This is a genomic window from Pseudomonas sp. 9.1(2019), assembly GCF_009910445.1.
GTDB lineage: Bacteria > Pseudomonadota > Gammaproteobacteria > Pseudomonadales > Pseudomonadaceae > Aquipseudomonas > Aquipseudomonas paraversuta.
In genome coordinates this window covers 39698-66035 of the sequence record NZ_VBWF01000011.1, presented here as the reverse complement: position 1 = coordinate 66035, position 26338 = coordinate 39698, and the positions used below count along the sequence as shown (strand labels likewise).

22 protein-coding genes are annotated in these 26338 nt (G+C 58.6%); 8 read left to right on the top strand and 14 right to left on the bottom strand.

Annotated features, from left to right (window positions below):
• The first annotated feature begins 36 nt into the window (after positions 1–36).
• On the top strand, positions 37–909 hold the full coding sequence (locus tag FEZ21_RS19190; RefSeq protein ID WP_010655826.1) for a LysR substrate-binding domain-containing protein: 873 nt from the start codon (positions 37–39) through the stop codon (positions 907–909).
• A gap of 937 nt (positions 910–1846) precedes the next feature.
• On the opposite strand, the gene FEZ21_RS19185 is transcribed toward FEZ21_RS19190, so the two are convergent.
• Both FEZ21_RS19185 and FEZ21_RS22780 read right to left on the bottom strand, forming a co-directional pair.
• A complete protein-coding gene (locus FEZ21_RS19185; protein ID WP_010655825.1) occupies positions 1847–2716 on the bottom strand; it encodes a LysR substrate-binding domain-containing protein in 870 nt (289 codons plus the stop codon).
• Positions 2717–2881: 165 nt separating this feature from the next.
• On the bottom strand, positions 2882–3007 hold the full coding sequence (locus FEZ21_RS22780; RefSeq protein WP_255401988.1) for a hypothetical protein: 126 nt from the start codon (positions 3005–3007) through the stop codon (positions 2882–2884).
• Here FEZ21_RS22780 and FEZ21_RS19180 point away from each other — a divergent pair.
• The 3 genes from FEZ21_RS19180 (at position 3006) to FEZ21_RS19170 (ending at position 6550) form a co-directional block, all read left to right on the top strand.
• The gene (locus tag FEZ21_RS19180; protein ID WP_003441405.1) at positions 3006–4331 is read left to right on the top strand and encodes an MFS transporter; all 1326 of its coding nucleotides are present in this window, start codon (positions 3006–3008) and stop codon (positions 4329–4331) included. The two genes, FEZ21_RS22780 and FEZ21_RS19180, sit on opposite strands and share 2 nt — an antisense overlap.
• Positions 4332–4346: 15 nt before the next feature.
• Complete coding sequence (locus tag FEZ21_RS19175; RefSeq protein WP_010655824.1) at positions 4347–5738, top strand: FAD-dependent oxidoreductase; 1392 nt, start codon at positions 4347–4349, stop codon at positions 5736–5738.
• 107 nt (positions 5739–5845) lie between these two features.
• The gene (locus tag FEZ21_RS19170) at positions 5846–6550 is read left to right on the top strand and encodes a YebC/PmpR family DNA-binding transcriptional regulator (protein WP_010655823.1); all 705 of its coding nucleotides are present in this window, start codon (positions 5846–5848) and stop codon (positions 6548–6550) included.
• Positions 6551–6634: 84 nt separating this feature from the next.
• On the opposite strand, the gene FEZ21_RS19165 is transcribed toward FEZ21_RS19170, so the two are convergent.
• The 3 genes from FEZ21_RS19165 to FEZ21_RS19155 all read right to left on the bottom strand — a co-directional run bounded on the left by FEZ21_RS19165 (position 6635) and on the right by FEZ21_RS19155 (position 10484).
• Positions 6635–7945 (bottom strand): leucine-rich repeat-containing protein kinase family protein, encoded by a 1311-nt coding sequence (locus FEZ21_RS19165; RefSeq protein ID WP_160628225.1) that lies wholly within the window; start codon positions 7943–7945, stop codon positions 6635–6637.
• Between the two features lie 79 nt (positions 7946–8024).
• Entirely contained in the window at positions 8025–9176 is a 1152-nt protein-coding gene (locus tag FEZ21_RS19160) for a M14-type cytosolic carboxypeptidase (RefSeq protein WP_003441409.1), read from the bottom strand.
• Between the two features lie 960 nt (positions 9177–10136).
• Positions 10137–10484: a DUF6124 family protein gene (locus FEZ21_RS19155; RefSeq protein WP_003441410.1), complete on the bottom strand. Its 348-nt coding sequence runs from the start codon at positions 10482–10484 to the stop codon at positions 10137–10139.
• 129 nt (positions 10485–10613) lie between these two features.
• Between FEZ21_RS19155 and FEZ21_RS19150 the strand changes: the two genes are divergently transcribed.
• Positions 10614–11273, top strand: coding sequence for a LexA family transcriptional regulator (locus FEZ21_RS19150; RefSeq protein ID WP_010655820.1), 660 nt, complete (start codon positions 10614–10616; stop codon positions 11271–11273).
• Positions 11274–11326: 53 nt separating this feature from the next.
• On the opposite strand, the gene FEZ21_RS19145 is transcribed toward FEZ21_RS19150, so the two are convergent.
• From FEZ21_RS19145 to FEZ21_RS19130, 4 genes are all read right to left on the bottom strand, one after another.
• Positions 11327–13267 carry an acetyl/propionyl/methylcrotonyl-CoA carboxylase subunit alpha gene (locus FEZ21_RS19145; RefSeq protein WP_160628223.1) on the bottom strand — a complete coding sequence of 647 codons (1941 nt, stop codon included), beginning with the start codon at positions 13265–13267 and terminating at the stop codon, positions 11327–11329.
• Entirely contained in the window at positions 13264–14082 is an 819-nt protein-coding gene (locus FEZ21_RS19140; protein ID WP_003441413.1) for a gamma-carboxygeranoyl-CoA hydratase, read from the bottom strand. Before FEZ21_RS19140 ends, FEZ21_RS19145 begins: the two co-directional genes overlap by 4 nt.
• A gap of 61 nt (positions 14083–14143) precedes the next feature.
• Positions 14144–15751, bottom strand: coding sequence for a carboxyl transferase domain-containing protein (locus FEZ21_RS19135; RefSeq protein WP_160628221.1), 1608 nt, complete (start codon positions 15749–15751; stop codon positions 14144–14146).
• Positions 15752–15760: 9 nt separating this feature from the next.
• Positions 15761–16924: an isovaleryl-CoA dehydrogenase gene (locus FEZ21_RS19130; RefSeq protein ID WP_003441416.1), complete on the bottom strand. Its 1164-nt coding sequence runs from the start codon at positions 16922–16924 to the stop codon at positions 15761–15763.
• A gap of 206 nt (positions 16925–17130) precedes the next feature.
• Here FEZ21_RS19130 and FEZ21_RS19125 point away from each other — a divergent pair, with 206 nt between their 5' ends.
• On the top strand, positions 17131–18813 hold the full coding sequence (locus tag FEZ21_RS19125; protein ID WP_160628219.1) for an AMP-binding protein: 1683 nt from the start codon (positions 17131–17133) through the stop codon (positions 18811–18813).
• Positions 18814–19481: 668 nt separating this feature from the next.
• Here the strand turns inward: FEZ21_RS19125 and FEZ21_RS19120 are convergent.
• The 3 genes from FEZ21_RS19120 to FEZ21_RS19110 are packed head-to-tail and all read right to left on the bottom strand — an operon-like array spanning position 19482 to position 21816.
• Positions 19482–20381: a hydroxymethylglutaryl-CoA lyase gene (locus tag FEZ21_RS19120; protein ID WP_003441418.1), complete on the bottom strand. Its 900-nt coding sequence runs from the start codon at positions 20379–20381 to the stop codon at positions 19482–19484.
• A gap of 44 nt (positions 20382–20425) precedes the next feature.
• Positions 20426–20824, bottom strand: coding sequence for a MerR family DNA-binding transcriptional regulator (locus tag FEZ21_RS19115; RefSeq protein ID WP_003441419.1), 399 nt, complete (start codon positions 20822–20824; stop codon positions 20426–20428).
• Positions 20825–20850: 26 nt separating this feature from the next.
• Positions 20851–21816, bottom strand: a complete 966-nt coding sequence (locus FEZ21_RS19110) for a LysR family transcriptional regulator (protein ID WP_003441420.1) — start codon at positions 21814–21816, stop codon at positions 20851–20853.
• A 151-nt stretch (positions 21817–21967) separates the two neighbouring features.
• Here FEZ21_RS19110 and FEZ21_RS19105 point away from each other — a divergent pair, with 151 nt between their 5' ends.
• Complete coding sequence (locus tag FEZ21_RS19105; RefSeq protein WP_003441421.1) at positions 21968–23182, top strand: acyl-CoA dehydrogenase; 1215 nt, start codon at positions 21968–21970, stop codon at positions 23180–23182.
• Positions 23183–23235: 53 nt separating this feature from the next.
• Here the strand turns inward: FEZ21_RS19105 and FEZ21_RS19100 are convergent, their stop codons facing one another.
• Both FEZ21_RS19100 and xthA read right to left on the bottom strand, forming a co-directional pair.
• Positions 23236–24543: a substrate-binding domain-containing protein gene (locus FEZ21_RS19100; protein ID WP_003441422.1), complete on the bottom strand. Its 1308-nt coding sequence runs from the start codon at positions 24541–24543 to the stop codon at positions 23236–23238.
• Between the two features lie 143 nt (positions 24544–24686).
• Positions 24687–25499, bottom strand: a complete 813-nt coding sequence (gene xthA, locus FEZ21_RS19095; protein ID WP_003441423.1) for an exodeoxyribonuclease III — start codon at positions 25497–25499, stop codon at positions 24687–24689.
• Positions 25500–25660: 161 nt separating this feature from the next.
• Between xthA and FEZ21_RS19090 the strand changes: the two genes are divergently transcribed.
• A complete protein-coding gene (locus FEZ21_RS19090; protein WP_003441424.1) occupies positions 25661–26311 on the top strand; it encodes a GNAT family N-acetyltransferase in 651 nt (216 codons plus the stop codon).
• Positions 26312–26338: the final 27 nt, after the last annotated feature.

Sequence of the window (26338 nt, the reverse complement as noted above, 5' to 3'; positions counted from 1 at the left end):
TTTATTGTTATGCCAGTCATCAGTGAGACTTATGCGATGAATTTGTTCCAGCTCCGTGCGTTTGATGCTGTGGCCCGTGAGGGCAGTTTTACCCGCGCCGCGGCCCGATTGTTTATCAGCCAGCCGGCGGTGACCGGGCATATCAAGACCCTTGAGGAGCACTATCAAATTACCTTGCTGCGGCGTACTGCCCGGCGTGTGGAACTGACGGAGGAGGGGATAAAGCTGGCGGCCATCACCCGTGCCATGTTCGGTTTGGTGGATGAAGCGCAGGTTATGCTTGAGGCTAATCGCCAGTTGCTCACAGGGCGGCTTGAAGTGGCGGCGGACGGTCCGCACATGGTCATGCCGATGCTGGCAAGCCTGCGGGCGCGTTACCCCGGGATCACCGTCAACTTGCGTCTGGGAAATGCTCAGGAAACCCTGGCTGCCCTGCTTTCAGAACACGCCGATGTGGCGGTGCTGACGGAGGTTGAACCGCGTAAAGGGCTGACTTTGCGGGCACTCGGGGAGTCCCGGATTTGTGCCCTGGTGCCGGCCAGTCATCCATGGCTGGCGCTGGCGGATGGCATCGACATTTCCCTGCTGGACCAGGTGATCATGGTGTTGCGTGAGCCCACCTCAATCACCCGGCGCACCTTTGATGAGGCATGCGAGGGCGTCGGCGTGACTCCGCGGGTACTGCTGGAGCTGGACAGTCGCGAGGCGGTGACCGAAGCCGTGGCGGCACAGTTGGGTATCGGGATCGTGTCGTCGCTGGAGGTCAGCCATGACCCTCGCGTACGAGCGGTGCCGATCAACGGGGCCGGATTGCTCAACCGGCACATGCTCGGCTGCATGGAGCGGCGTGCCGGATTGCGGTTGATCAAGGCGTTTATGGAACTGGCCCCGGCATTTGAAACGGTCTGACACCTCGTGGGAGATCCCTTGTAGGAGCGAGCTCTTTGCGGTGGTTGAAAAGCTCGCGAGACAAGCTCGCTCCTACAGGTGCAATTGCAGCCTCATGCATGGGGTGCCTGACGGCCTGGGCGGAGAAAGCTGCGATCTGCCTTGTCTCCCGCATTTCTGCACGGCACAAACCCCGTAGGAGCGAGCTCTTTGCGGTGGTTGAAAAGCTCGCGAGACAAGCTCGCTCCTACAGGTGCAATTGCAGCCTTATGCATGGGGTGCCTGCCGGCCTGGGCGGAGAAAGCTGCGATCTGCCTTGTCTCCGGCATTTCTGCACGGTACAAACCCCGTAGGAGCGAGCTTGCTCGCGAGCTCTTTGCGGCTTGGTTGAAAAGCTCGCGAGACAAGCTCGCTCCTACAGGTGCAATTGCAGTCTTATGCATGGGGTGCCTGCCGGCCTGGGCGGAGAAGGCTGCGATCTGCCTTGTCTCCCGCATCTCTGCACGGCACAAATCCCGTAGGAGCGAGCTTGCTCGCGAGCTCTTTGCGGTGGTTGAAAAGCTCGCGAGACAAGCTCGCTCCTACAGGTGCAATTGCAACCTTCTGCATGGGGTGCCTGCCGGCCTAGGCGGAGAAAGCTGCGATCTGCCTTGTCTCTCGCATTTCTGCACGGCACAAACCCTGTAGGAGCGAGCTTGTCTCGCGAGCTCTTTGCGGTTTGGTTGAAAAGCTCGCGAGCAAGCTCGCTCCTACAGGTGCAATTGCAACCTCATGCATGGGGTGCCTGCCGGCCTGGGCGGAGAAAGCTGCGATCTGCCTTGTCTCTCGCATTTCTGCACGGCACAAACCCTGTAGGAGCGAGCTTGCTCGCGAGCTCTTTGCGGTGGTTGAAAAGCTCGCGAGACAAGCTCGCTCCTACAGAGGGGGTGGTTCTTTCCCGGGGGCGATTGGCAAGGGCTTACAAACTCTCGCGCACAATATCCAGAAATGTCGCCACCACCCGCCGGGAACTCTGCTCCTGCAGGCAGACCAGGGTCTCGGTCAGGCGTCGTTTACAGTCAGTGATGGGCAAGGCGATCACCCGTGAGTCCGAGCCGAACTCTGCCGCTGAAACCACCCCTACGCCAATCCCGACCACCACTGCCTCCCGCGCGGCTTCGCGACCTTCCACCTGAATCGCGGCCCGCATCCGCAGACCCGCCTGACTCATTTCTTCTTCCAGGGTCTGGCGGGTTACAGAGCCGATTTCACGCAATACCAGCGGGGTGTCCTCCAGGTCGGAGAGGCATATCGAACTGCGACCGGCCCACGGATGGGTGCGGGCAACAAACGCCACCATGGGATCACTGCGCAATCGCAGACTAAGCAGCCTGTCATCACTGACCTCGCGCCCCAGCAACGCGAGATCGGCCTGATAGTTGAACAGCCGGGCCAGAGATTCGTCGGTGTTACCGGTTTCGATTTTGACGCTGATGCCGGGGTAGCGTTCGCAGAACCGGGCGATCTGCGGCAGTACGTGTACAGGCGCATCTACGGCCAGCACCAGGCTGCCGGTTTGCAGGGCCTGGGAGTCCTGTAACAACTCTTGGGCTTCGGCCTGCACCACAAACAGGCGCTGGGTGATGCTCAGCAAGCGCTCCCCCAGATCGGTCAGGCGCACCGAACGTTTGTTGCGATGGAACAACAAAACACCGAAGCGCTCTTCGAGTTTTCGTACCTGATCGGAGATTGCCGGCTGACTCAAAAACAACCGCTCGGCGGCGCGGGTGAAACTGCCGTGGACGGCAACCGCATGAAAGGCTTTCAACTGCGCATGGGAAACCGGCATCGGACAACCTCTTACAAGCTGAGCTTATTAGTGAAATACGATAAATCGATTTTACCTATTAGTCAGTAATTGCTTTGATCGATTCCGGCCCGGCGTTATGTCCTCGATAGCGCCGGGTTGTGACATGCCCCTGAGCGATCCTGAAATCCAATAAAAACAGGAACGTCATGGCTTGTCTGATTGATGCCGCCCTGGTCTGAACAGCGGCATTGAAGTGCTCAACACAATAAAAAAACAGGCGATCTTTTCTGATTCTGCCGGCACATCCACATCAGAGGTCAGACCCGACATGAACAAGTCCATTGGCACCATCAAACGTTGGCGGATGCAGGTTTTTGCCATCACCTGGCTGGCCTACGCGGCCTTTTACTTCACGCGCAAAGCATTTTCCGTAGCAAAGCTGGGAATTGGTGAAGATCCGACCTTCCATCTGGACAAGATGGCGATGGCCAACCTCGATGCGGTCTATCTTGCGGCTTACGCCATCGGGCAATTTACCTGGGGCATCCTCGCCGATCGCTATGGGCCGCGGGTGGTGGTCATGGGCGGGCTGATCATCTCGGCCTTGGCTGCCCTGATGATGGGCACTTTTGCCACCTTGCCCATCTTCGCCACATGCATGCTGATTCAGGGCCTGGCGCAATCCACGGGCTGGTCGGCGTTGTGCAAAAACATTGGCAGCTTCTTTCCGGCAGAACAGCGTGGTCGGGTGCTGGGGTTGTGGAGTTCGAGTTACGCCTTTGGCGGGCTGGTGGCTTCGCCGTTTGCCGGTTGGTGGGCATACACCCTGATGGGCACCTGGCACGCGGCATTTATTTCCAGTGCGGCGGTAGTGGCGGTGGTCGCGGTACTGTTTTTTATCTTTCAGCGCAACAAGCCTGAAGATGTCGGTTTGCCAGCCGTCGAACCCGAGCCGCAGATGACGGCCGAGGAAGAAGCTGCGGAAAAACGCCTCAGTATCTGGGCGCCACTACGCGAAATCATGCGTAATCGAACGGTGCTGACCCTGGGGCTTGCGTACTTCATGCTCAAGCCGGCGCGTTACGCGATTCTGTTGTGGGGGCCGGTAATTGTCTTCGAACAGATGCCACAAGTGGGCAAGGTTGGCGCCGCGATTATTCCTACGGCGTTTGAGCTGGCCGGTTTGCTGGGGCCGATCATGATTGGGCTGGCGTCGGACAAAATCTTCGGTGCCCGGCGCATGCCCGCCTGCATTCTGAGTCTGCTGGCGCTAACCGTTTCCCTGGCTTTCTTTATGGGGGCCTTGCAGTCCGGCAGTGTGCTGCTGGTGGTCGCCCTGCTGTTTGTGATGGGGCTGACCCTGTACGGCCCGGATTCGATGATCTGTGGCGCCGCGGCGATTGATTTTGGTACGGCCAAAGCCGGTGCTACGGCGGCGGGGTTTGTAAACGGCTGCGGCTCGGTCGGGGCGGTGCTGGGTGGTCTGCTGCCGGGCTATTTCGACACGGTCACAGTGTTTATCGTCTTTGCCGTCTGCGCACTCTTTAGCGCGCTGGTACTGATCCCGCACTGGAACAGTCGTCCTGACGGGTACAAACGCGAATGTGCCTTCGTGCCCAATCATCCGTTGTTGATCAAACCTTTTCGTACCTGAGTGGGAGAACTATCCATGCGACCTTTTTGGCTGGAGCAGGCGCTTGCCCTGGAACATGTCGAGCCTTGTGAAGCGTTGACGGGTGAGGCCCGTGCCCAGGTCTGCATTGTGGGCGGCGGTTATACCGGGCTGTGGACGGCCATCATGCTCAAGGAGCAGAACCCGCAGCTGGACGTGCTGCTGATAGAGGCCGATATCTGCGGGGCAGGGGCCAGCGGGCGCAATGGCGGCTGCGCATTGTCGTGGTCGGCCAAGTATTTCACCCTGGAGCGTCTGTTCGGGGTCGAGGAGGCGGTGCGCCTGGTGAAGGCCTCCGAGCAAAGCATTTATGCCATTGGCGCGTTCTGCGAAAAGTACGGGGTAGATGCCGATTACCGGCTGGACGGCACGCTGTACACCGCGACCAATCAGGCCCAGGTCGGCTCGACGGACGGGGTGATTGCAGCGCTGGAGCGTCAGGCCATCAACTCGTTCAGCAAGCTGGCGGTGGACGAAGTGCAGCGCCGTGCGGGTTCGGCTCAACATGCGGAGGGCTGGTTCTCTCCGGCCGCCGCCAGTGTACAGCCGGGCAAACTGGTGCGCGGTTTGCGCCGGGTGGCATTGCAGCTGGGGGTACGGATCCATGAAAACACCCCTATGGTCGGTCTGGAAGAAGGTGCCACGGCCCTGATCCGGACCCCGACCGGCAGCATTCGCGCCGAGCGCGTGGTGCTGGCGATGAACGCCTGGATGGCCAGGGCATTCCCGCAGTTTTCCCGCAGTGTGGCGATTGTCTCCAGCGACATGCTGATCACCGAGCCGCGCCCGGACTTACTGCAAGAGATCGGCCTGACCAGCGGCGTGACAGTGCTCGATTCGCGAATTTTTGTGCACTACTACCACAACACTCCGGACGGCCGGATCATGCTCGGCAAGGGCGGCAATACCTTTGCCTATGGCGGGCGCATGCTGCCGGTGTTTGATCAGCCTTCGCCCTACGCCGGGTCGTTGCAGAAAAGTTTGCAGCAGTTTTTTCCAGCATTTGCCGGGGTGGGTATCGAGGCCACCTGGAACGGTCCCTCGGACCGCTCAGTGACCGGCTTGCCGTTCTTCGGCCAGATGAGCGGCCATGGCAATGTGTTTTATGGTTTCGGCTACTCAGGGAGCGGAGTGGGGCCCTGTCACATGGGCGGGCAGATTCTGGCCTCGCTGGTGCAGGGGCAGGCCAACGACTGGACACGTTCGCCGCTGGTCAATGGTCCGCTGGGGTATTTTCCGCCTGAACCTATCCGCTACCTGGGCTCGTTGATGGTGCGCAACGCCATTCGACGCAAGGAACGGGCGGAGGACCACGGGCGCCGGCCAAGGCATCTGGACGTACGTCTGGCCAAATTTGCCGCCGCTGCGGGCAAGGCTGACAAAGGTTGAGGACCGATCGATTGGATTTTTTGGTCGATTGAGGACTTCTTGCCGTATAAACTTGCGCCCATTCGACGGCCAACCCGCCGCGACACACCAGATTGAGAGAGTGAGTAATGGGCGCACAGTGGAAGGTTAAACACAAAGCGGACGCCGCCAACAGCCGCGGCAAGATTTTTGGCAAGCTGGCCAAGGAGCTGACGGTCGCTGCCCGTAATGGCGCAGACCCGGACATGAATTCGCATCTGCGTTTGGTATATGAACAGGCCAAAAAGGCGTCGATGCCGGCGGACACCATCAAGCGCGCGATCAACAAAGGCGCCGGTATCGGTACTGAGGCGGTGCAATATCACCGCGTCACGTACGAAGGTTTTGCTCCGCATCAGGTACCACTGATCATCGAGTGCCTGACTGACAACATCAACCGTACCGTGGCTGAAATCCGCGTGGCATTCCGCAAGGGTCAATTGGGCGCTTCGGGTTCGGTAGCGTGGGACTTCAACCATGTCGGCATGATCGAAGCCAAGCCGGACACCCCGGATGCAGATCCCGAGATGGCCGCGATTGAAGCCGGCGCCCAGGACTTTGAGGAAGGTGAAGAAGAAGGCACTACGCTGTTCATCACCGAGCCGACGGACCTCGATGCCGTGCAAAAAGCCCTGCCGGAGCAAGGCTTCACCGTATTGTCGGCCAAGCTGGGCTATCAGCCGAAAAACCCGGTCAGCGCTTTGACCGATGAGCAAATGGCTGAAGTTCAAGAGTTTCTGGCCAAGCTCGAAGAGCAGGACGACGTACAAGAGATGTTTGTGGCGTTGGCATAACCCCGGTCGCTGCCACAGGCTGCCTGTGGCAGCAGCCCTGCGCTCCTTGTCGCAGCCTGCGCCAGCGACTACTGCATCAGGCTTTTAGCCCAATGCCCGGGTGATTTCGGCAAAACCCGGGCGTGCCAGTACATCGGCTTGTATGCAGCGCTGCTGCAGGTCGTGCAGCCGTTCTTGCTGTTGATCGCTCAACCCCGTGTCGATCCGCTCCAGCAATTCCCCCAGTAAAATCCCGAATGCACGCACTTCAATGCGTTGCAAGGCGCGGGTGTGCGGGCTGTCGTCAATGGCGTGAAAGCACGCTGCGCCAAAGTCGCCGAGCAGGCAATCGCCCTGGGCATTGAACATGATGTTGTGCCCGTACAGATCACCATGACAGATGCCCTGCGCGTGCAGATGACCGGCTGCCGAGGCCACGCCGCGGGCAATGCGTAGCGCGCAGTCGGCGCTGAAGCGGGTGTGTGTTTGATAGACGTCACGGCTGCAGGTATCGAAGCTTGGCAGGGTGGCGAGATTGGCGAAGGACGGATCGATCAATTCCATGACCAGCCCCGCGGTGTTGTCAGGGTGACCCGCGACACGGCCCAGGACTTTGATCAGGTTCGGATGCTGGCCGGCGGCAATGCAGGCGTTCATTTCATTGAGCGGTGAGCCGTCGCTGGTGATGCTGCCTTTGTAGAGTTTGACGGCAACGGATCTGCTTGCCTGGCCGGGTGCGCTCCAAAGGGCTCTGGAGATGATGCCCGAAGCGCCTTCGCCCAGCTTTTGTTCAAGCTCGAGCTGTGACCAGTGAATGTCCGGCGTGTTGTCGGCTGTAAGCTGCGCGCTGGCGTCTTCGTGCAGCGGATTACCGGCATAGGCCAGCCAGCTCAGTCCCGGCAATGTCAGCAGCCAGTCGGGCACTTCGTGCAATTGGTTGGCCGCTAGGCGGATCAGCTCCAGACGCTTGCAGTTAACCAGGCTGGTGGGCAGTTGTTGCAGGCGGTTACCTGCCAGCATCAATTTTTGCAGTAACGGTCGCTGACCCAGTTCTTCGGGTATGTGCTCGATGCTGTTGTCGGTCAGTATCAACCAGCGCAGCAGGGGCGGCAGCGAAGTGCCGGGCACTGAGGTGATGCGGTTGGCTTTGAAGCCAACCATGCTTAACTGCGCGCACTGCCCCAGGCATACGGGCAGTTCGGTGAACCTGTTGTCCGAGCAAAACAGAATCCGCAAATGAGTCAGGCGATGTAAATCCTCGGGCAGGCTGCTCAGGGCGTTACCGCTCAGATTGAGAATTTCCAGTGAGTCCGCCAGCTGAAAAATCTCGGCCGGGAACTCGGTCAGTCCACAGGACAGATCAAGGCGTTTGCAGCCCGCCAGTTGGCCGGCGCGCAATTTAGCGAGGGTATCCATAAAGGAGCTTTGAGTACTCGTGAGAATCTATTGATATGGCGGCCAGGGGGAAGATATCTGGCCGCCGCTTACTCCGGGTTTAGCGCAACTCGCGAACCATGTCCGACAAGGTGCTGAGCACACTCTTGCCCAGTTGCATGGAGCGTTTACCGTCCCAGCCGGTTTGTGGCTGCGGTGCATCGTTGTTGTCCTTGAACGGCATCTCAAGGGTCAGCGACAGGCAGTCAAAGCGCTGGCCGACGCTGTTGCAGGCCAGTGTCATATTGGCAAGGCCGGGTTCGTCCCGGGTGTAGCCGTGGGTCGTCTGGAAGTCAGGGGTCAGGTTACTCAGATGAGTGCGGAAACGCTCTTCCAGGGTCGCCAGGCGCTCGGTGTAACCCGGGTTGCCCTCGCAGCCTGCAGTGAACACATAAGGGATTTCTTCGTCCCCGTGAATATCCAGAAACAGGTCCACCCCGTATCGGGTCATTTGCTCCAGAGCGAAGAACACCTCAGGGCTTACGTTCGGGTCGGTGTTTTGCCAGGCCCGGTTCAGGTCCTGGCCGTTGGCGTTGGTCCGCAAATGGCCGTGGAACGCGCCGTCCGGATTCATATTGGGGATCAGGTACAGGTCGGCGAAGTCCAGTAGCTTGCGCAGCTGCGGGTCGCTGCCTTGTTCCAGGCGCTCAAGGACTCCCTGCATGAACCACTCGGCCATATGTTCACCGGGGTGCTGCTGGGCAATGATCCATATCTTGCGTTTGTGGCTGGCGCCATTGCCCTTGCGCAAGAGCTGGATGTCGCGACCTTCAACACTTTTACCGACTGCCAGCAGTTCGCAGCCCGACCACTGGAGTGCATTCTTGATCAACAGATCATGACGCTCGCGGCTGTAGGGTTCGAAGTAAGCAAACCAGATGACTGGGTGCTCGGCCTGCACGCTGAAATTCAAGGCTTTGCCGTCGAACTCGGTGGGAACACGGAACCAGGTTTCGTGATCATAGGACGCCACGGCCTGGTAGCCATCCCATGCTTTGTTGTAGGAGGACTGGCTGGCGTTGCTCAACTGAAAATGGTGGGTCTGGCCGGGTATCAGGCCTTCGGCCTTGAAGTGGAACCATTGAAAGTGCGGGCTGCGGGTATCGGGCTTGATCGCAAGCTTGAGGTGCAGCGGGTCACTGGCATCCAGCACCTGAATGTTGCCGCTGTCAAAGTCACTGCTGATGCGAACGGAAGAGGGCGCCACGGTCATCGTCAAAGTCCCGGAATCTGATAATTGTGGGCGTTACTTTACATCGCAACGGCGCCGGGCCAATACGGAATTTTGGAGAACGGGAAGCGGGGAGAAGGGAGGGGGGGCGTCATCCTTGACGCAGCGCCACGATAGTGTATTTGCGAGTGATTCTCAAGTGCTAACTTGCCGTAACGGCCGTTGTTTCGGGACTTCAGGCTTCCGTTGGTCGATGTTCTTTTGCTATCATCGCCCGCATCGTAGCGGTCACCGAAAAAAACCGGCCGCACACCAGACTTCATTAGCCTGAAGCACGCAGAGCCAGATAACTGGCCGCAAAAAAAAGACCCGGCCAGAAGCCGGGTCAAATAACCGTGATTAGCCTGATGAGGAGCTAATTCAAAAAACCGACCTAAGGTTCCTTGAATTATCGACTGATCTCGCGACCAGCTAAGTGCAATAATAATCATTCTTATTTGCAGGTCAAGCTGTTTTCCTCGCTTTGTCCTGGTTTCCCCGCTCATTCCCCGCTAGACCCCTCTATCTCAGGCCTTTAGGGCCAGAATTTTTTTTACCCCAGCAGCAACACCGTGATGGTTTGACCTGGCCCATTGCGATACGTGGCTGTGCCTCCTGAACCTGAAGCTTGTACAACCAGTGATCGAGCTGCCGGTGTCATCGCTCATCACCGTGAGCAGGCATACCGAAGGGGTGTGGCGGCGCGATGGGCTGCATGCGCCGGATCAGGTAATCAATGGGCGCGCAATTATTGATGTGTCCTGGGAGTACTGCAGGGGGGCGCCTTAACAAGTACGTCAGCCATTGCGTCAGATCTTACTGCGCGGCAAAACAGAAGCTACACGCCTGATCCCTTGATTGAGCGGCGTTGGCTCATGGGGCCGGTGCCGCCATTGTGAGTCGCGCCTCTGGCATACCGAAATTCCAACCGGTCCACTGGACTGGCCAGGGTCTTTTGGTCTCTCAGCGCGCTGAGACTTGTTGCACGTCCAGTGCTTTGTCCAACAGCATCTTGGCCGATTCGACGCAGTGCGCCACGCTCAGGAACAGGTCGCGATGAGAGCCTTGCTGGCTTTCAGCTGCGCCCTGGGCGGTAGCGATTGCGCAGCGCAGAAAATCTGATGCATTGACCAGCGCTTCTTCCTGGCTCAGATCGCTGCGTACGATGAACAGTTTTTTCTCGAAATAGTGCTGAGAAACAGCCGGTTTCAAATAATAGTCGAGTGCACGCTGGGTTGCGGCACTGTCCTTGAAGGTTTCGAGCTCGATTTCAATCTCGGTTTCCGGGGTTATTTTTGTTATGGGAGTCATGATTTACCTGCGCTCTAAGATTAATCGAATCAGCCATTAGCAGATTAGTACATAAGGTATTTATATTATTGGTATAAATAATACAGAATGTGTATTGTTGCCTCGAGTTCAATCCGTATTGTTCGGCTGATGGATAAATGGATCGCTTTAGTCAGAACCAAATTGCGCGAGCTCAAGCTCACGCAGGAAAAACTAGCCGAACGCGTCGGGGCTTCTCAGGGCGGTGTCGGTCATTGGCTCAATAAACGCCGTCAACCCGACTTGCCGACAATGAACAAAGTGCTGCACGCCCTGGGGCTGGAGCATCTGGAAATTGCCCTGGTCATCCGCGAGCGCAGCGCTGCAGCGGATGAGTCTGCTGCTAACGAATGCTCCTACGACATCACTTCTGCTTTTCGTTATCCGGTCAGTAATTGGGTGACGGCGGGGCAGGTCAACGAGCAGGCCCGAGAGGCCGGCTACCAACCCGGCGAGGTGTTCGAGGTCAGCGATCATTACGCCAAAGGTGCAGCGTTCTGGTTGCAAGTGCGGGGCGATGCCATGACCGCTCCGATAGGAATCAGCGTTGCACAAGGGATGATGATTCTGGTGGATCCCGATATTGATCCCGAACCGGGAAAAATGGTGATCGCACGCATTCCGGGCACTGAAGAGGCCACCTTCCGGCAGTTGATTGAAGAGAGCGGCCAGCGCTATCTCAAGCCGCTGAACCCGACCTACCCCAAGACAGTGTTTGATGAGCATTGCCGGGTTATCGGAGTGGTAGTGCAGGCCACTGCCAAGTTCTAGAAACAAAAAAAGGCGGCCCCCTGAAAAAGGGCCGCCTTTTTTGGCTGTTGCTTCTACGTCAGTTCAACCAGCACCGTACCTTCGCTGACCATTTCGCCTTCCTGACAAAACAGCGCTGTTACCACACCGTCGTGTGGCGCCCGCAGGCTGTGCTCCATTTTCATGGCCTCCAGCACCACCAATTGGGTGCCGGCTTCGACAGTCTGTCCGGTTTCAACCAGGATGCGCACAATGCTGCCGTTCATGGGGGCGCTCAAACCACCTGTCTGGGCATGACTGGCACCTGCCGCGGCAATCGGGTCATAGACCCTGACGCTATGCAACTCGCCGTCCCAGCGCAGGTAGAGCGTCTCTGCGCGGCGAATTGCCAGATGCTGGCGACGCACACCGTCCTGTTCAATCAGCAATTGCTCGTCGCGCAACACCGATGACGGCGTGTGGAGGTTGACAACCTGCTGCTCGCCGTTGCAACTCAAGGCCAGCAGGGTCTGCGGGGGCAGGCCGTTGCGAAAGCCGTTGCGGATGGCCCAGGGCGAGGCCGGGTCATCTTCGCGCAGCTGGGATGTCTGGCTCTGATGAAATGCTTCACCCGCGGCGGACCAAAATGCTGCAGGTAAAGGCAGGGTGGCTGGCAGTAATTGCTCCTGGTAACGGGGGATGAAGCCCGTATCCAGTTCGGCTGCAGCGAAGGCCGGATGAGCGATGATGCGGCGTAAAAAAGCCAGGTTGGTTTTCAAGCCGCCAATGGCGAACTCATCAAGCATTGCGAGCAGCCGCAGCCGCGCCTGTTCGCGGTCTTCGCCCCATGCAATCAACTTGCCCAGCATCGGATCGTAGAACGGTGAAATTTCGTCCCCTTCACTGACCCCGCTGTCGACCCGGCGCCCCGGCCCGGCGGCAGATTCGCGGTACACCTCGAGACGTCCTGTTTGCGGCAGAAAATCATTGCCCGGGTCTTCGGCATACAGGCGTACTTCAATCGCATGGCCGCGCAAAGGCACTTCAGACTGACTGATGGGGAGCGCCTCACCGCGGGCCACGCGGATTTGCCAGGCCACCAGATCCAGTCCGGTGATGGCTTCGGTTACCGGATGCTCCACTTGCAGGCGGGTGTTCATCTCCATGAAGAAGAACTCGCCCCGTGCATCCAGCAAAAACTCCACGGTGCCGGCGCCGACATAACCGATGGCCTGCGCCGCCCGTACCGCGGACTCGCCCATGGCTCGGCGTTGTTCAATACTGAGGCCCGGGGCCGGCGCTTCTTCAACCACCTTTTGATGACGGCGCTGAATCGAGCAGTCGCGCTCATTGAGGTACAGGCAGTTACCGAGGCGGTCGGCAAAAATCTGGATCTCCACGTGACGTGGCTTGAGTACATACTTTTCCACCAGCATGCGCGCATCGCCAAACGAGGACAGCGCTTCACGTTGTGCCGAGGCCAGGGCTTCGGCCAGTTCGCTGACGTCCTCGACTACTTTCATGCCTTTGCCGCCGCCACCGGCCGTGGCCTTGAGCAACACCGGATAACCGATGTGCTCAGCTGCGGCGCGGAAGGTTTCCAGATCCTGCGCTTCACCGTGGTAGCCCGGCACCAGCGGCACCCCGGCAATTTCCATCAACGCCTTGGCTGCCGATTTACTGCCCATGGCATCAATCGCCGCAGCCGGGGGGCCGAGAAAGATCAGTCCGGCGTCCTCGATGGCGCGTGCGAAACCGGCGTTTTCGGACAAGAATCCATAACCCGGATGAATCGCCTGTGCCCCGCTGGCTTTAGCCGCAGCAATGATCTTGTCGATTTTCAGGTAGCTGTCGGCGGCCTTGCTGCCCCCAAGATCGACGCAGATATCAGCTTCGCGGCAGTGCCGTGCGTCACGGTCGGTGGCGCTGTGGACAGCTACGGTGGTCAGGCCCAAAGACTTGGCCGTGCGCATCACGCGGCAGGCAATTTCGCCCCGGTTGGCCACCAGTACAGACGTAATCTGAAGCGCGCTCATGGGCGTGGCTCCCGGGACGAGGTGTCGGTCTGCCAGCTTGGCGCACGTTTTTGCAGAAAGGCGCGCAAGCCTTCCTGGCCTTCGGGGCTGACCCGGATTCGGGCAATGGAGTTTTCGCAGTAGCGGCGAATGGCCGTAGTGGTGGCTCCATGGCTGACTTCGCGCAGCAGATCCTTGCACGAACGCATGGCCTGCGGGCTATTGAGCAGCAAGTTGTCGGTCCAGAGGGCGACTTGCCGTTCAAGCTCGGCGCCGGGATAACACTCAGAGAGCAGCCCCAGTTCACGGGCACGCTCACCGCTGAAGCGTTCCGCAGTCAGGGCATAACGGCGTGCAGCGCGCTCGCCGATGGCCTGTACCACGAACGGACTGATCACGGCCGGCGCCAGGCCGATTCGGACTTCGGACAGACAGAACTGCGCATCCTCGCTGCCGATGGCCATGTCGCAAGCACTGATCAGGCCCAGGGCACCGCCGTAGGCTGCGCCTTGCACCACCGCTATGGTCGGGATTTTCAGCTTGGCCAGGTTGTACATCAGTTCAGCCAGGTGCCGGGCGTCATCGAGGTTGGTGTGATAATCGAGCTCGGCTGACTGTTGCATCCAGGCAAGGTCGGCGCCGGCACTGAAATGCTTGCCCCGTCCGCGCAGCACCAGAAAGCGCAGGGCCGGATCGCCTTGCACGGTGTCCAGGGCGAGGATCAGTTCGCGGATCATCTCGGCATTGAAAGCATTGTTCTTTTGCTCGCGACTCAACCACAGGGTGGCAAAGCCCCGGGGGTCGTTGTGCAGTTCCAGGGTGTTGAAATCGATCATGTCCGTCAGTCCTTAAATGGATGTGGGCGCTGGCTCGCCAGCGTTGCAGGCACCGGGCGGGTTACATGCGAAACACACCAAAGCGCGTGGCTTCGATCGGAGCGTTCAACGCCGCCGACAAGCCCAGCGCCAATACATCACGGGTTTGCGCCGGGTCGATTACGCCGTCATCCCACAAGCGGGCACTGGAGTAGTAGGGGTGGCCCTGATGCTCGTACTGGTCAAGGATCGGTTGTTTGATTGCGGCTTCTTCCTGGCTGGAAAATACCAGGCCGTTGCGTTCGGCCTGCTCGCGCTTGACTTGTACCAGTACCCCGGCGGCCTGTTCGGCGCCCATTACGCCGATCCGGGCGTTTGGCCACATCCACAGAAAGCGCGGGTCATAGGCCCGGCCACACATGCCGTAGTTACCGGCGCCAAAGCTGCCGCCGATGATCACTGTAAATTTGGGGACCTTGGCGCAGGCGACTGCAGTCACCAGTTTGGCGCCGTGTTTGGCGATGCCACCGGCTTCGTATTTTTGCCCGACCATAAAGCCGGTGATGTTTTGCAGAAAAATCAACGGAATACCGCGCTGGCATGCCAGCTCAATAAAGTGCGCGCCTTTTTGTGCCGCTTCGGCAAACAGGATGCCGTTGTTGGCCAGAATCGCCACCGGGTAACCGTGTAAATGGGCAAAGCCGCACACCAGGGTGGTGCCGAACAGGGCCTTGAACTCATCGAATACCGAGTCGTCCACCAGACGCGCGATCACTTCGCGTACGTCAAAGGGCTGCTTGGCGTCGGCAGGCACGATGCCATACAGCTCTTCGCAGCTGTACAGCGGTGCCAGCGGTAGCCGCTGTTGCAACTGGCCATGCTTGCGCCAATTGAGGTTGGCTACGCTGCGACGCGCGAGGGCCAGGGCGTGCTCATCACTTTCGGCGTAATGGTCGGCCACTCCTGAAATTTTGCAGTGCACATCGGCACCGCCCAGGTCCTCGGCACTGACCACTTCGCCGGTGGCGGCTTTCACCAGCGGCGGGCCGGCCAGGAAAATCGTCGCCTGCTGGCGCACCATGATTGCTTCGTCAGCCATGGCCGGTACATACGCGCCACCCGCGGTGCAGGAGCCCATCACCACTGCGATTTGCGGGATGCCGGCCGCGCTCATATTGGCCTGATTGAAGAAGATCCGGCCGAAGTGTTCACGGTCCGGGAACACTTCATCCTGACGCGGCAGGTTGGCGCCGCCAGAGTCCACCAGATAGATGCACGGCAGGCGGTTTTGCTCGGCAATGGTCTGCGCCCGTAAGTGTTTTTTTACCGTTAGCGGGTAGTATGAGCCCCCTTTGACCGTGGCGTCGTTGGCCACAATCATGCATTCCACGCCTTCAACACGACCGATACCGGCGATTATTCCGGCCGCCGGGACGTCTTCGCCGTATACACCGTAAGCGGCCAGTTGACTGAGTTCGAGAAACGCAGAGCCGCTGTCCAGCAAGCGATCAATGCGCTCTCGGGGCAGGAGTTTGCCACGGGAGGTATGGCGCTCCTGGGCCTTGGCGCCGCCACCTTGCTGTACCTGGTTGAGCAGGGTGTGCAGGGCCTCAACCTGTTTGAGCATGGCGTCACGATTGGTCAGGAATTCGGCCGAACGCGGGTTGATTGTCGTGTGCAGAATGGACATGCGCGCTCCTTAGCGAGTTTCGTTAAACAGTTCGCGGCCAATCAGCATGCGACGGATCTCGCTGGTGCCCGCGCCGATTTCATACAGCTTGGCGTCGCGCAACAGGCGTCCGGCTGGGAATTCATTGATATAACCGTTGCCGCCCAGAATCTGGATCGCGTCGAGGGCCATTTGGGTGGCACGTTCAGCGCTGTACAAAATCACCCCGGCTGCATCCTTGCGCGTGGTTTCGCCACGTTCGCAGGCGGCCGCCACCGCATACAGATAAGCGCGGCTGGCATTGAGCTGGGTATACATGTCGGCGACTTTGCCCTGGATCAGCTGAAACTCGCCGATGCTCTGGCCAAACTGTTTGCGGTCGTGGATATAAGGCACCACCAGATCCATGCAGGCTTGCATGATCCCGGTGGGGCCACCCGAGAGCACCACACGTTCGTAGTCCAGGCCGCTCATCAGGACTTTCACCCCGGCGTTCAGAGGGCCCAGCAGGTTTTCCTGCGGGACTTGCACATCATCGAAAAACAGTTCGCCAGTGTTCGAACCGCGCATGCCGAGCTTGTCGAAATGCTTGCTGCGGCTGAAGCCTTTCCAGTCGCGTTCGACGATGAACGCACTGATGCCATGGGCATTTTTTTCGATATCGGTTTTGGCGTAGATCACGTAGGTATCGGCATCCGGGCCGTTGGTGATCCAGGTTTTACTGCCGTTCAGTACAAAGTGGTCGCCACGCTTGTCGGCACGCAGCTTCATCGAAACCACATCGGAGCCGGCGTTCGGCTCACTCATGGCCAGGGCTCCGACGTGTTCGCCGCTGATCAGTTTGGGCAGGTACTTGAGTTTCTGTGCGTGGCTGCCGTTGCGGTTGATCTGGTTGACGCAGAGGTTGGAGTGGGCGCCATAGGAGAGGGCGACCGAGGCTGAGCCGCGGCTGATTTCTTCCATTGCCACCACGTGGGCCAGATAGCTCAGCCCGGTACCGCCGTACTCTTCTGCAACAGTGATGCCCAGCAGGCCCATGTCACCGAACTTGCGCCACATGTCCGCCGGGAACAGGTTGTCCTTGTCGATCTGCGCCGCCCGTGGCGCCAGCTCTGCTGCAACGAAGGCCTGCACCTGATCGCGCAACATGTCGATGGTTTCGCCAAGGGCGAAGTTCAAAGTCGGATAGCTCATGGGGCACCTTGTACGTTGTTCTTATAGGGAGGCGTTTGCTGCGTCGCCATGGGTAAGCTTTACGTTAACGTAAGCCTGGCGTAGATAGCTGTCAATGACCTTTACGTTAACGTCAACTTGAGGCAGAGTCATTCTTGCTCTTCAATCGAGATGCCGCCTGCAGGCGGCGTACTCATGCTCCCAAAACAATCACAAGAGGAGTTTTCATGAAGTCACCATCTGTCCCCAGTTACAGCCAGGGTCCGCAGGACAAAGCGTTGCTGGCGATGACCATCGGTCAGGCGTTCGATCAAACGGCCGCCCGTTATGCCGGCAACGACGCGCTGGTGGTCTGCCATCAACAGCAGCGGTTCACCTGGGCTCAGCTGGCAGCAGCCGTTGACCTGCATGCCAGAGGGTTGCTGGCATTGGGCTTGCGGCCCGGAGACCGGCTGGGAGTATGGGCGCCGAACTGTGTTGAATGGTTCCTGTGCCAGTTCGCCAGCGCCAAAATCGGCGTGATTCTGGTCAACATCAACCCTGCCTACCGGCTGTCTGAACTGGAATATGTCCTTCAACAGTCAGCATGTCAGTGGCTGGTCTGTGCCGGCTCGTTCAAAACCTCCAACTATCACGCCATGCTCCAGGAGCTGATTCCAGCGCTGGCCGATTCGGCGGCAGGGCAGTTGGAGAATGAAAGCTTTACCGCGTTGCGCGGAGTCATCAGTCTCGATGCACAGCCACCTGCAGGCTTTTTACCCTGGTCGCAACTGAGCACGCTGGCCGCCGGGGTCAATGCCGAACAACTCGACAGGCGTCAGGCCAGTGTGCAGCCCGGTCAAGCGGTGAACATTCAGTACACCTCGGGCACCACGGGGTTTCCTAAAGGTGCCACCCTCAGCCATCACAACATCCTCAACAATGGCTATATGGTTGGCGAAAGCTTGGGCCTGACATCCAGTGACCGGCTGGTGATTCCGGTGCCGCTCTATCATTGTTTCGGCATGGTGATGGGCAACCTGGGGTGCGTGACCCATGGCACCACCATGATCTATCCCGGTGAAGCCTTTGACCCTGGCCTGACCCTGCAAGCCGTTGCCCAGGAGCGGGCAACGGCCCTGTACGGTGTACCCACCATGTTCATCGCCATGCTCGACCACCCGCAGCGCGCTGAATTTGACCTGTCGAGCCTGCGCACCGGGATCATGGCCGGAGCCACTTGCCCGATAGAGGTGATGCGCCGGGTCATCAGCGAGATGCACATGGGGGAAGTACAGATCGCCTATGGCATGACAGAAACCAGTCCGGTATCGATACAGACCGCGCCTGCGGATGATCTCGAATTGCGCGTTACCACCGTAGGACGAACTCAGCCGCAACTGGAGAACAAGCTGATCGATGCCGAGGGCAATGTTGTGGTCCGGGGCGCGATCGGTGAGTTGTGTACCCGGGGCTATAGCGTGATGCTGGGCTACTGGAACAACCCGCAGGCCACCCGCGAGGCAATCGACAGCGAAGGCTGGATGCATACCGGTGATCTGGCGCAGATGGATGAGCAGGGCTATGTGCGCATCGTCGGGCGCAACAAGGACATGATTATTCGCGGGGGTGAAAACATTTACCCGCGGGAGCTGGAAGAGTTCTTTTTCACTCACCCTGCGGTGGCAGATGTACAGGTGGTGGGCATTCCCGATGCCAGGTACGGCGAAGAGATCGTCGCCTGGATCAAGTTTCATCCGGGTCACACAGCCAACGAGCTGGAACTGCAAACCTGGTGCAAGTCGCGCATCGCGCACTTCAAGACGCCGCGTTACTTCAAGTTTGTGGATGTGTTTCCGATGACGGTGACCGGCAAGATTCAGAAATTCAAAATGCGTGAAATCAGCATTCAGGAAATCGGCACACCTTAAGGCTTGCTCAAATCCCTGCGGGAGCGAGCTTGCCTCGCGACAGGATCAATACGGCGTGACTGCAACGGTTGCGCCAACCTCCCCATCGCGAAGCAAGCTCGCTCCTGCAGAAAAACGGGGATTACAGACAACACAAAGGGGAGCCGAGGCTCCCCTTTAATATGTCGTTGCGTGCTCTTTTTTTATTATTGAGGGGCGGTCTATTGTTGTTTTTGGAACCGTGGCCCTTTGTTGCTGTTTTGTGCGATCCCCATGCAGGATCAAGAGCAAACGTATTTTTTTGAGCGCTGATCCACTTTCATCACCGGCTATCAAACCTGTGATCCAACCTGTGCGGGTGCTACCTGAAGGTAGTTTTATTATTCTCTGCCCGGTTGCGAGGTGGCTTTTGGCTCCTCGGAAAAGTAAACCTTCTCCAAAAAAATCTGTTAGCTGCGTCTCTGTCGTGTTGTTTTTGTTATGTCAGAGTCGTTTCGTATTGTTTTTATTATGTTGCTGCGATTTTTATTCTTGTTATGCCATAGAGATAGCAGGAGCCGTGCCAACTTTTTAAAATCCTTATAAATCAATGGCTTGAGATTTAAGGCAATAAAAAACCGGCCGCGGAGCAGGCCGGTTTGTTTCCGTGTTACTCGTTTGGGGGATGACGAGGTAACACTCAGCCACACTTATGCCCCTTGGCGCGCCCTTGCTACCCGGGAGCCGGTAACACGGTCCAGTACCTTGCAAATGTGTTCGCCGGCCAGCAGCAGTTTGTCCAGGTCGACCCCGGTCTCGATGCCCATGCCGTTGAGCATGTACAACACGTCTTCGGTGGCCACGTTGCCGCTGGCGCCCTTGGCATACGGGCAGCCGCCCAGCCCGGCGATCGAGCTGTCAAACACCGCGATGCCCTCTTGCAGGCTGGCGTAGATATTGACCAGCGCCTGGCCATAGGTGTCATGGAAATGCCCGGCGAGTTTTTCCCGCGGGACATGAGCGCTTACCGCCTCAATCATTGTCCGTGTCGCCGTCGGAGTGCCGGTACCGATGGTGTCACCCAGTGAAACCTCGTAACAGCCCATGGCATACAGCTCTTGTGCCACCGCTGCGACCTGTTGCGGTGCGATGTCGCCTTCATAGGGGCAGCCGAGCACGCAGGACACGTAGCCGCGCACACTGATGCCATGTTGCCGGGCGGCCTCGATAATGGGGACAAAGCGGGCCAGGCTTTCGCTGACCGAACAGTTGATATTGCGTTGGGAGAACGCCTCGGACGCAGCGGCAAATACCGCAACCTCCTTCACACCCGCTGCCATGGCGTCTTCAAACCCGCGCATGTTGGGCGCCAGAGCGCCATAGACCACACCGGGCTTGCGCCGGATATGGGCAAAGACTTCGGCAGACCCGGCCATTTGCGGCACCCACTTGGGCGAGACAAAACTACCGGCCTCTATATAGCCAAGCCCGGCATCCGTCAGGGCGTCAACCAGTTGCACCTTGTCCGCCACGCTTATGGGGCGGGCTTCATTTTGCAGGCCGTCGCGCGGGCCGACTTCAATCAGACGCACATGGGTAGGGAGTGTCATGGGATTCACCGTATTTTTGTATGCGCCCTGGGGGAGCTTGGGCCTCAGGAGGCCGGCAGGTTTTTTATGGTTTGTTCGAGGGCCTGGATGCAACGCTCTTCAGCCGTATCGAGTTCAAGCTGCATCTGTTGAATGTCCAGCAATTGCTGTTCCAGTTGCTCACGGCGCTCGGCGATTTTGCCCAGCATGCTGTTCAATTGTTTTTGATTGCCGCTGCTGGGGTCGTAAAGCTCGATCAGCTCGCGGCATTCGGCCAGTGAAAAGCCGATGCGCTTGCCGCGCAAAATCAATTTCAGGCTGACTTTGTCCCGGGCTGAGTACACCCGTTCCTGGCCGCGTCGCTCGGGGGCGAGCAGGCCCTGTTCTTCGTAAAAGCGGATGGCCCGGGTGGTGATGTCGAGCTCGCGGGCAAGGTCGGAAATACTGTACGTCTGGCTGCTCATGGGCGGGCTCTTGAGAATTCATGCCCTTAAGCTAATGGCTGCTTGACGTTTACGTCAAGCAAGCTGGCGGCCCCGGCTTCATTTTCGCGGATGACTTGTTCCCGGCACACTTCAATCAGTTGCTCACGCATCCAGCGATTGGCCGGGTCTTGCTCGGTACTTTCATGCCAGTACAGATGGGTTTCGACGTTGGGCAGTTCGTTGAGCGGCAATTTGACAAAGTGCAGGGCATGACGCCGGGCAAAACGCTCGGGTACGGTCATTACCATGTCGGTTTGTTGCAACACATTGGAGGCCATCAGGTAGTGCTGCGAGCGCAGGGTGATCTTGCGCTGCAGGCCCATTTTGCCCAGCGCCAGGTCGACTTCCCCCAGGCCGTTGCGGCGGGTCGAGATATGGATATGGGTCAGTGCCAGATATTCATCCAGGTTGATCACGGGCTTGCTGGCTAATGGATGGCCCTGGCGCATGGCACAGACATAGCGGTCTTCCATTAATTTGACGTGACGTACCTGCGGGTCGGTGTTGAGCGGCGCATCCACGGCAAAATCCAGGCGCCCGGCAGCCAGGTCACTGGTGGTTTCACGTCGATGGGAAAGAAAACTTTCGATCACTACTGCCGGTGCCTGACGCCGCAAGCGCTGAAACAGCGGGGGCAAAATCACCGCCTCGGTCAGGTCGGTCATGCTGATCCGGAACGTTTTACTGGCTTGTAGCGGATTGAAAATACGACTTTCCTGGACGGACACACGTAACAGGGCCAGGGCACTGCGCACCGGGCTGATGATGTTCTGGGCCATGGGGGTCGGCACCATGCCCTGGGCCGTGCGCACGAACAGCGGGTCGTTAAAACTCTCGCGCAGACGTGCAAGGGCATTGGATACCGCCGGCTGGGTGATACCGATGATTTGCCCGGCGCGAGTCAGATTGGCTTCGGTGTAGATAGCGTCGAAGACGATAAACAGATTGAGATCGACCTTGTTCAGATTCATGGCCCGGGGCTCTTGTTCAGTTGTTGACTGCGGCGAATCATATATTGCTTATGAATGGTAATACACGCGGTAAATAGGCAGGGTAAATGGTAGGTGGCTGTTCTAGGATCGGGCATCACATTTCGTTATTCCCGGTAAAAGGTAGCCACCCATGGATTTCGCTTATTCCCCGAAAGTTCAGGCCCTGCGCGAGCGCGTGACAGCGTTTATGGACGCTCATGTGTATCCGGCGGAAGCGATTTTCGACCGGCAAGTGGCTGAAGGTGATCGCTGGCAGCCAACGGCTGTGATGGAAGAGTTGAAACGCAAGGCCAGGGCTGAAGGGCTGTGGAACCTGTTTTTGCCTGAATCGGACCTGGGCGCCGGGCTGACGAATCTGGAGTACGCACCGCTGGCTGAAATCATGGGCCGTTCGATGCTCGGTCCGGAGCCCTTCAACTGCTCGGCGCCGGATACCGGCAACATGGAAGTATTGGTGCGCTACGCCAGTGCGCAGCAAAAGCAGCAATGGCTTGAACCGCTGCTGCGTGGCGAGATCCGTTCGGCGTTTGCCATGACCGAGCCCGAGGTTGCTTCGTCCGATGCCACCAATATGGAGGCCCGTGCTGTAAGGGACGGCGATGAGTGGCTGATCAATGGCCGCAAATGGTGGACCTCGGGAGCCTGTGACCCGCGCTGCAAAATCTTGATCTTCATGGGGCTGAGCAATCCCGGGAACCCGCGCCATCAACAACATTCGATGATCCTGGTGCCCGTCGACACGCCGGGGGTGAAAATCGTACGGCCATTGCCGGTGTTCGGCTACGACGATGCACCCCACGGTCATGCCGAAGTGTTGTTCGATAATGTAAGGGTGCCGTACGAAAACGTCTTGCTGGGCGAAGGACGCGGTTTTGAGATTGCCCAGGGCCGCCTTGGCCCGGGGCGTATTCACCACTGCATGCGCTCAATTGGTATGGCCGAGCGGGCACTGGAGCTGATGTGCAAGCGCTCGCTGGCGCGCACGGCCTTTGGCAAACCGCTGGCGCGGCTGGGGGGCAATATCGACAAGATTGCCGACTCGCGCATGGAGATTGATATGGCCCGGCTGCTGACTCTGAAGGCGGCCTACATGATGGACGTGGCGGGCAATAAAGTTGCAAAAAGCGAGATAGCGCAGATCAAGGTCATTGCCCCCAACGTCGCACTCAAGGTAATTGACCGGGCCATTCAGCTCCATGGTGGCGCCGGGGTTTCGGCAGACTTCCCGCTGGCCTACATGTACGCGATGCAACGCACCCTGCGTCTGGCCGACGGGCCGGATGAAGTACACCGGGCTGCGGTGGGCAAGTTTGAACTGGACAAGTACGCTGCCCTGCAGCCCTGAGGCTTGTCTATTGCGGGAGCTGGTATGCCATCGCAGGCAAGCCAGCTGCCGGTTCAATAAACCCACACTTCAACCCGGCGATTCTTCAGGCGGCCTTCATCTTCGGTGTTGGCCGCCACTGGCATCTGCGCGCCGTAACCCCGGATCTCGCGCAGCACTACAGCGCTTTTAACCAGCTCGCGGCGTACCGCCATGGCTCTGAGTTTGGACAGCAGTTGCGCGCGTTCGGGGTCGTCTTTGGCATCGCCAAAACCCACCAGTGTCACCTGCCGGTCCAACTTGCCATTGGCCTTTAAATAGTCGACCACCCGCAGCAAGTCCTGACGTGCCTTGTTGTCCAGTGATGCACTGCCTTCCTCAAAACGGAAATTGACTGACAAACGCTGCGCCTGTGTGGTCAACGTCTGGTAGTCCCGGGGCATATGCGCGCCGGGAAGCACGCTGCTGGCCTGGACCCTTTGGGCGACAAAACCGTTTTGCGCAACGATGGCCTGGCCCTGGGCACTTTGGGTGAAGCTAATCAGTGCTCGGGCCCAGGGGTTGCTGCTGGTCGGTGGCAGGTAAAAGAACAGGCGTCGCGACAGCGGGTAATCTTCGCTGGCAATCAAACTGTTGAGCGGCAGCATCGGTTGGGACGACCCGTCCACGATGGCCAGGGTTTTGGCGCCACGGATGTAAGGCAGACCGATAAAACCTATGCCTTGGGGATCATGGCTGACGACATCTGACAGCTGCTCGCTGGACTCGAAGCGCTGCGCCGTCTTGCTTAACGGATGTTCGGTACGGCTCAGCACCAACTCTTTAAAGGTCTCCCAGGTGCCGGACTGGTTATCTCGGGCATATAAATGAATCGGGCCCGGGATACCGCCCAGAGCGTCCCATGTACTGATCTGGCCGCTGAATATCTGTGCCAGTTGCTCGGTATTCAATTGAGAAATCGGGTTGCCCGGGTGAAGGATAATGGCCAGTCCGTCGATGGCGATGACTTGCTCGGCGTCGGGGCTTTTCAGGTCGCCAAGGGCTTCGAGTTCCACCAGTTCCCGATCCTTGATCGGGCGCGAGGAGGCCACTAAATCCGCTTGCCCTGCCTTTAATGCAGTGAAACCGGTGCCGGAGCCGTGGGCTGCTACATCCACCCGGACCTGTTGCCCCAGCGCATTGGTGCCGACAATGCTGTGCTCGTTGGGAGGGGACGCAGGGACGTTGTGGACGTCGTGCAGACCTTGTTGTATCAGCATGGCCGTCACCAGGGCCGGTCCGAGATTGGCACCAATGGTGTTTGAACCCTGAATTCGCAAATCGGCGGCATGGGCCGGACTGGCTATCGCCCATAACAGGCATAGCAACATTAAGCGCAGCATCGACGGGCACCTTCCCCAGGGAAATGCCAGCAATTTAAGTCAGATGTGTTTCAGCCCGATGACACAGGTCCAGGGCCCGCTCCCGCAGGTTCTGTAATTTTCATCACATAACCCCGCAGGGGCGAGCTTGCTGCTGCACCCGTTCAGCTCAATTCCAGCCAGATCGGCGCATGGTCCGAAGGCTTTTCCATGGCGCGCAGGTCGTAGTCGACACCTGCAGCCTTGATCCGGGGCACCAGCCCCCGGGAGGCCAGGATGACGTCGATGCGCAGGCCGCGCTTGGGCTCGTCTTCGAAACCACGGCTGCGATAGTCGAACCAGCTGAAGCGATCAGTCACATCCGGGTACAGGTAGCGAAAGCTGTCCACCAGCCCCCAGCCCTTGAGGCGTTCCATCCACTCGCGCTCTTCGGGCAAAAAACTGCACTTGCCGGTTTTCAGCCAGCGCTTGGCGTTGTCCGGGCCGATGCCGATGTCACAGTCTTGCGGGGAAATATTGATGTCGCCCATCACGATCAATGGCTGCTCGTTGCTGAACTGGCTCTCGAGCAGTTGTTGCAGGTCGCTGTAAAAGCGTTGCTTGGCAGGGAATTTGGTCGGGTGATCGCGGTTTTCTCCCTGTGGGAAATAACCATTCATGATGGTTACCGGCTGGCCGTTTTCGTCAGCGAACGTGCCCCAGATAAAGCGCCGCTGGGCATCTTCTTCATCGCCGGCGAAGCCTTTGTGCAATTCAAGCGGTGCCTGGCGCGAGAGCAGGGCGACCCCGTAATGGCCTTTCTGCCCATGAAAGTGCACGTGATAGCCCAGTGCTTCGATATCGGCCAGGGGGAACTGATCGTCATGGACTTTTGTTTCTTGCAGGCCGATCACGTCGGGTTGGTGTTTTTCAATCAGCGCTGCCAGCTGATGCGGCCGGGCGCGCAGACCGTTGATGTTGAAAGAAACGATTTTCATGGGCGGGCAGTCCTGAGCAAAACTGCGATGTTAGCGGCCTGCGTGCAGTGCGGCAAATGCGCTGCTAACGTAGGAAGCACGTGGCCACGATTGAACTGTTGTGGTCCTCGGGGGCTCGTACTCACTAGAAGTGCCGCCATCCGCCAGGGAGATTGACCGTCATGACGCAAACGTCGAACGCCGCCAGCCAGATTCAAATGCTCGACAGCGGCTATTCCAGGGAAGCGCGTTCTCTGCTTTATCAGGCATACAGGCATGAACCGACGTTTCGCTACTTGTTTGAGGCGCAGCGCCGGGGCTATGAGCAACGGGTTCGGGCCACGGTTCGCGAGTTGGTAAAGCAGCATTTCCTGCAGGATCTGCCCGCGCTGGGATTGCTGGTCAATGACCGGCTGGTGGGCATTGCCCTGATTGCCCCGCCACAACGGCGGCTGGGTATTACGGAAAGCTGGGCGTGGCAGTTGCGCATGTTGCTGAGCACGGGGTTGCGCTGCACGCGGCGCTATCTTGACTATCATCAGGCGGTCCTGGCCTGCGTGCCCGGCGACGCGGTACACATGTTGCCACTGCTGGGCATCCATCCTGAACTTCAAGGCTTGCACTATGGCGAACAGTTGCTTGAGGCCGTGCACAACTGGTGTGCCGAGGACGAGCATTCCGAAGGCGTGGTGCTCGATACGGGCAACCCGCATTATCAGGATTTCTACAAACGCCAGGGGTATGTGGAGATCGGTGAAGTGGCGATCGGCCCGGTGGTTGAGCGCGTGTTTTTTCACGCCAATCCGCAGGTGTTACATACAGACATGGCTTAAAACCGAACTTCTGCGCGTTGGTGCGCT

Excerpts from the sequence above, each read along its gene's own strand:
- FEZ21_RS19185 (WP_010655825.1), bottom strand. The coding sequence starts at position 2,716 with ATGCCGGTTTCCCATGCGCAGTTGAAAGCCTTTCATGCGGTTGCCGTC.
- FEZ21_RS22780 (WP_255401988.1), bottom strand. The coding sequence starts at position 3,007 with ATGTCGGGTCTGACCTCTGATGTGGATGTGCCGGCAGAATCAGAAAAG.
- xthA (WP_003441423.1), bottom strand. The coding sequence starts at position 25,499 with ATGAAAATCGTTTCTTTCAACATCAACGGTCTGCGCGCCCGGCCGCAT.
- FEZ21_RS19105 (WP_003441421.1), top strand. The coding sequence starts at position 21,968 with ATGGATTTCGCTTATTCCCCGAAAGTTCAGGCCCTGCGCGAGCGCGTG.
- FEZ21_RS19160 (WP_003441409.1), bottom strand. The coding sequence starts at position 9,176 with ATGACCGTGGCGCCCTCTTCCGTTCGCATCAGCAGTGACTTTGACAGC.
- FEZ21_RS19130 (WP_003441416.1), bottom strand. The coding sequence starts at position 16,924 with ATGAGCTATCCGACTTTGAACTTCGCCCTTGGCGAAACCATCGACATG.
- FEZ21_RS19180 (WP_003441405.1), top strand. The coding sequence starts at position 3,006 with ATGAACAAGTCCATTGGCACCATCAAACGTTGGCGGATGCAGGTTTTT.
- FEZ21_RS19125 (WP_160628219.1), top strand. The coding sequence starts at position 17,131 with ATGAAGTCACCATCTGTCCCCAGTTACAGCCAGGGTCCGCAGGACAAA.
- FEZ21_RS19150 (WP_010655820.1), top strand. The coding sequence starts at position 10,614 with ATGGATAAATGGATCGCTTTAGTCAGAACCAAATTGCGCGAGCTCAAG.
- FEZ21_RS19090 (WP_003441424.1), top strand. The coding sequence starts at position 25,661 with ATGACGCAAACGTCGAACGCCGCCAGCCAGATTCAAATGCTCGACAGC.
- FEZ21_RS19170 (WP_010655823.1), top strand. The coding sequence starts at position 5,846 with ATGGGCGCACAGTGGAAGGTTAAACACAAAGCGGACGCCGCCAACAGC.
- FEZ21_RS19110 (WP_003441420.1), bottom strand. The coding sequence starts at position 21,816 with ATGAATCTGAACAAGGTCGATCTCAATCTGTTTATCGTCTTCGACGCT.
- FEZ21_RS19120 (WP_003441418.1), bottom strand. The coding sequence starts at position 20,381 with ATGACACTCCCTACCCATGTGCGTCTGATTGAAGTCGGCCCGCGCGAC.
- FEZ21_RS19115 (WP_003441419.1), bottom strand. The coding sequence starts at position 20,824 with ATGAGCAGCCAGACGTACAGTATTTCCGACCTTGCCCGCGAGCTCGAC.
- FEZ21_RS19140 (WP_003441413.1), bottom strand. The coding sequence starts at position 14,082 with ATGATCGATTTCAACACCCTGGAACTGCACAACGACCCCCGGGGCTTT.
- FEZ21_RS19165 (WP_160628225.1), bottom strand. The coding sequence starts at position 7,945 with ATGGATACCCTCGCTAAATTGCGCGCCGGCCAACTGGCGGGCTGCAAA.
- FEZ21_RS19135 (WP_160628221.1), bottom strand. The coding sequence starts at position 15,751 with ATGTCCATTCTGCACACGACAATCAACCCGCGTTCGGCCGAATTCCTG.
- FEZ21_RS19100 (WP_003441422.1), bottom strand. The coding sequence starts at position 24,543 with ATGCTGCGCTTAATGTTGCTATGCCTGTTATGGGCGATAGCCAGTCCG.
- FEZ21_RS19145 (WP_160628223.1), bottom strand. The coding sequence starts at position 13,267 with ATGAGCGCGCTTCAGATTACGTCTGTACTGGTGGCCAACCGGGGCGAA.
- FEZ21_RS19175 (WP_010655824.1), top strand. The coding sequence starts at position 4,347 with ATGCGACCTTTTTGGCTGGAGCAGGCGCTTGCCCTGGAACATGTCGAG.
- FEZ21_RS19190 (WP_010655826.1), top strand. The coding sequence starts at position 37 with ATGAATTTGTTCCAGCTCCGTGCGTTTGATGCTGTGGCCCGTGAGGGC.
- FEZ21_RS19155 (WP_003441410.1), bottom strand. The coding sequence starts at position 10,484 with ATGACTCCCATAACAAAAATAACCCCGGAAACCGAGATTGAAATCGAG.